This is a genomic window from Macellibacteroides sp. (genome assembly GCF_050251695.1).
GTDB classification, from domain to species: Bacteria; Bacteroidota; Bacteroidia; order Bacteroidales; family Tannerellaceae; genus Macellibacteroides; species Macellibacteroides fermentans.
On the sequence record NZ_JBFWMI010000153.1, the window covers coordinates 1 to 4,439 of the forward strand.

General features: G+C 43.3%; 2 protein-coding genes and 1 pseudogene. All 3 read left to right on the forward strand.

The genetic code is table 11. From position 1 onward, the window contains the following. Positions 1-1,827, forward strand: a pseudogene (locus AB7E53_RS14280) (SusC/RagA family TonB-linked outer membrane protein); the annotation flags it as partial. A gap of 14 nt (positions 1,828-1,841) precedes the next feature. Continuing rightward, positions 1,842-3,437 carry a SusD/RagB family nutrient-binding outer membrane lipoprotein gene (locus AB7E53_RS14285; RefSeq protein WP_446776432.1) on the forward strand — a complete coding sequence of 532 codons (1,596 nt, stop codon included), beginning with the start codon at positions 1,842-1,844 and terminating at the stop codon, positions 3,435-3,437. 82 nt (positions 3,438-3,519) lie between these two features. Next, positions 3,520-4,314, forward strand: a complete 795-nt coding sequence (locus AB7E53_RS14290) for a glycoside hydrolase family 16 protein (RefSeq protein WP_446776434.1) — start codon at positions 3,520-3,522, stop codon at positions 4,312-4,314. Positions 4,315-4,439 lie beyond the last annotated feature (125 nt).

The following is a 4,439-nucleotide window of genomic DNA, read 5'->3' on the forward strand; positions in this document are numbered from 1 at the left end:
AACATGCCGAGAAGCATCCGTTTGCAAGACCTGCAGAATCCGGTTGGTCCGGACGGACATATTGTAAACTGGTCGGGACCGAACAATGAATATCTGAACCCTTATGCACTTACATTACCTGCCAACGGAAACCGCGATATCCGCAACCGTTTGATCGGTAAAGTACAGATGAGCGCTAAGTTCACAGATTTTCTGAAACTTACCGGACGTGTGGGTGTAGACTGGTACAACGACCAGATCAAGAATTACAATACATACGTTCAGTCTTCACAAACAGCAGACGGTAGTCAGTACTGGAATACACAAGCTACAAACCAGGAGTTCAATGCCGACCTTATGTTGAACTTCGACAAACAATTCAATGATTTCAGTGTAATTGCCAACGTAGGAACTGCAACCACTTATTTTACATGGAACAATCTTTCCGGTTCGTCTGGTATATTTAATATCCCTTACCTGGTTGCATTGGCCAATGGTAGAAATCAGACCGTATCTGAAGGTTATTCAAAACAACGTGTCAACTCCGTATTGGGAAATGCTACAGTAGGTTATAAGAGTGTGGTTTATCTGGATGTAACAGCCCGTAACGACTGGTCGTCTACCTTGCCATCAAACAACTGGTCTTATTTCTATCCGTCGGTAAGTTTATCGGGTATTGTTTCGGAAATGGTTGATCTGCCTGAACAGATTTCATTCCTGAAAGTGAGAGGTTCGTGGGCCAAGGTTGGTAACGATACCAATCCGTACGTTTTGTACAACGTGTATACCCTGGGTAAAACAAACGGTAATATCTTGAATGCTACCACGTCTTCTACCTATCCTTTGTATAACCTGCAACCGGAAGAGACTACATCTGCAGAAGGTGGAGTTGAAATGAGAATGTTTAACGGTCGTTTGGGATTTGATGTTACCTACTATAACTCAAACACGGTGAATCAGATTCTGAATGTTACGATGCCCGGATCGTCTGGTTACGAATTAAAAAGCATCAATGCCGGTAAAATGGCCAGCAAGGGTATCGAAGTGATGCTTACCGGTACGCCGATTCAGACAAAAGACTGGAACTGGGATATCACGCTGAACTGGGGTATGAACCGTACGGAATGCGTTGAACTTGATCCTACCTTGAAACGTTTTGTGCTGGGTGAAACCCGTGTTGGAAAAGTGGTGGTTGACGAAGGCGGACGTTTTGGAGACATCGTATCCAAAGCTTACAAACGGAATGCAGAAGGACGAATCCTTATTGGCGACAACGGAATGCCGATTTCGGAATCGGACAAGGTGATCGGTAACATGACACCGGACTGGACCGGATCATTCTCTACTGCATTACGCTACAAGAATGTATCATTCAATGCATTGGTAGACATTCGTTCCGGAGGCAGCTTCATCTCTACAACCGATATGTATGCATGTACTGCAGGTACTTCAGCTAAAACCCTGGCAGGCCGTGGAGCAGAAGGTATGGTTATAAATGGTGTTCTAAACTCAACCGGTGCCGAAAACACAAAAGCGGTTAAGGCGGAAGATTACTACGCAACCATTGGCGGTGCCTATGGTATTGGAGAAGAATTCCTGTACGATGCCTCTTATGCTAAACTACGTGAACTTTCTTTGGGATATACGCTTCCGGCTTCATGGTTGAGAAATCTCCCGATCAAGAGTGTAAAATTATCAGCCGTTGGTAGAGACCTGTTTTACATATTCAAAAATGCTCCTGTAAACCCGGAAGGTTCATTCTCCCGCGAAGATTATGCACAAGCATTTGAATATTCTTCTTTACCTCCTACTCGCTCCTATGGCTTTACTCTAAATGTTAAATTCTAATTCGTGATACAACAATGAAACTATCCATAAAAAAATTAAGTGTTATTTGCCTCATTGGCAGTTTAACAGCAGGTTGTACGGGTAATTTTGAAGAAATGAACAGGAACCCGTTGGCTGCTACCGAAGTAAGTCCGAGCCTGATTCTTCCTAAAATGATTGACTATGGGTTCAATTGCCGCTCATGGGAATACCAGGTGGGAGACAATCTGCATACCAATCTGTATGCACAGTATTTCGCCAATACAGCCTCTTACTTCCCATCCGACCGTTATGAATGGAAAGATGGCTGGGTGAAAGATGGTTTTTGGCGTTCATACTACGTATACCTTTCAAAGAACCTGCATGAAGTGCAGGCTATGTTGGACAAACACCCCGAATACGATAATATGTATCAGGTAATGCGTATTATTTCGGCCATGGGAGCTGCCCGTACTACCGATTGCTTCGGTGATGTGCCCTATTTTGAAGCAGGACAAGGTATTATTGAACCCAAATACGATGCTCAGAAAGATATTTATTATGATATCTTTAAAGAGCTTACTGAGGCTGCTACTGCCTTGAAAAGCAATAAAGCGAACCAGCTTTCGTACGGCAACGAAGATATTCTTTTTGGAGGGGATCTAACCAAATGGGTGAAATTAGCCAACTCGCTGCGTTTACGTTATGCTTTACGCTTATCATTCATTGATCCGGCCAAAGCAAAAAGCGAAGGTGAAGCTGCATTGAAAGAGAACCTGATGAGCAGCAACAGCGACAATGCCGCCATCAAGAATGCAGAAGCAAATGCAGGTCACTCCCTGTGGACCATCAGTTTCTGGAACGAATTCAGGACCAGTAAGACAATGATCGATATCATGCTGACTGAAAGTTCTGTACAAGACCCCAGACTACCCCTTTGGTTCAGTCAGACTCAAGGATATGCCTACGGAACTTCTGAGGTTCAATACCGTGGGGTTCCCAACGGATTACCTGCTTCCGAATTAACGAAACCGGAATATGCACCTGTAAATAATTCCTGCATCTGGGGATTATATGTTTACCCCGAATGGAATCAGAAAGCCAAAGGGTCTGTACAGGAAGGAAGCGTTCCTCAAGGTACTATCGTGAAACCTCAGGTAATCATGAACTATGCAGAGGTTTGTTTGCTGAAAGCAGAAGCTGCCTTACGTGGCTGGGCAGGCGCCGGAGATGCTAAAGAAAATTACATAGCAGGTATCCGTGCTTCATTTGACGAAGCCCGCGCCGGTGTAAGTGCCTCACTCTATTCTACAGCTGCCGACGATGCTTATATTAACGGCGGAGATGTAAAATGGGATGCTGCAGCAAGTTTTGAAACCAAGCTGAAGCAAATCATCACCCAGAAATGGATTGGCATCTATCCAAATGGTACAGAGGCGTGGACCGAATTCCGCAGAACAGGTTATCCGGCTCTTGCTCCGGTGGTTCAAAGCGACAATGAGCTTATTAAATCTGGCGAGTTTATCAAGAAGTTCCGTTATATCGATGACGAACGGAATCTGAATCATTACTCAAAGGAAAGTTCCCTTAACCAGGGAAAGGGCGACGGACAAAATGTTCGTGTATGGTGGGATACGAACCGCTATAATTAAATATATGGATATCAAGGGGGAGAGCAAGCTCTCCCCCTTCACTTTTATTGTTCACTTTGTTTAATCCTTACACTCAATTCATATGAAAATATTCAGATTTACTCCCATCCTTCTTATTCTTTTCATTGCAGGATGGTCTTGCTCTCCAAACCCAAGAAATTCTTTTCCTGATAACAATGCCTTGTCGCATACTCCCTTTGTACCAACAGATAATGGATATAAACTGGTTTGGATGGATAGCTTTGACGGCACAAAGCTGGATACCACCAAATGGAGCCTGCGCGGACTGGGCAGCCGCAGGATCGGATACAACGACTCTTCGATGGTTAAAGTGGAAAATGGCAATCTATTATTGATGTACGACATTAAAGGCGACAGCATACTGGGAGCCATGATTGGTTCGGAAGGTAAGTTTGAAACTACCTACGGTTATTTTGAGTGCCGTGCCGAGCTGCAGAAATCAGTAGGTCCCTGGGCTGCATTTTGGATGCAGTCGCCCAAAATATCGGAGGGAACAGATCCGGCTGAATACGGTGTTGAAATGGATATATTCGAATACTTTAACGAATTAGGTCCGGATACCTTATCGCATGCCTTACACTGGGCTTATGGGCCCGAAATGCAATCGGTGGGACCGCTTAAAAGCGGATTGAAAGGACTGGATAAAGGCTTTCATACCTTCGGGTTTGAGTGGACCGAAAAAAATTATGCCTTTTACATTGATGGTCTTAAGTTTTTTGAAGTAAACGAAGGGATTTCCAAAATAGATCAATATATAATCCTGAGTATGGAAATAAGGGATAAACTGGAAGGTTTCAAAAAGGCCGTAGCTCCCGATACATTCAAAATAGATTATGTAAAAGTCTACAAAAAATAGCTTATAATCAGGCCGAAAAGAATAATTCGTGGTTAAAATACATGAAATAACCGGTTTGTTGAGTATTAATTTTCAATTTCACCGTATATCTATCATAAAGTAATCATTTTTACTTTCATATAATA